General features: G+C 24.1%; 1 pseudogene. It reads right to left on the bottom strand.

The annotated features are described in order from the left end of the window. Positions 1-403 (bottom strand): annotated as a pseudogene (locus tag CQA75_RS09025) (hypothetical protein); the annotation flags it as partial.

Genomic DNA, 403 nt, shown 5'->3' with positions numbered 1-403 from the left:
GATATTTTTAGGGATAATAAAATAAAGTTTGATTAAATTAGTATCAAAGCTAAGATTTAATTGTTTAAATTCATGATTTTTACTAAAATCTTTCCTAAATTGATTAAGGATATTTATATCTTCTATATCTTTTAAATCTTTTTGATCTATATTTAATTCATCTAAAGCTTTGTCTTGTTCTTTTCTTTCGCTATTAAGTAAAAGATTATAGACAGGTAAATTATCTTTTTGAAATCGATCACTTTTATAATGAAGTCTTAATATAGGTTCTTTTAATTCTGTTATATTATTGCTTTGTTTTTCCAACCCTTCCTTAGGATCAAAACTATGATCGTATTTAAACTTAGTAGGGGTAAAGCTTACTTTTAAAGGAAAGTTTTTATCTGTAGTGCAAGCTGAGATT

Source organism: Campylobacter taeniopygiae (assembly GCF_005406225.1).
GTDB lineage: Bacteria > Campylobacterota > Campylobacteria > Campylobacterales > Campylobacteraceae > Campylobacter_D > Campylobacter_D taeniopygiae.
This window is presented reverse-complemented; position numbering and strand designations above follow the sequence as displayed.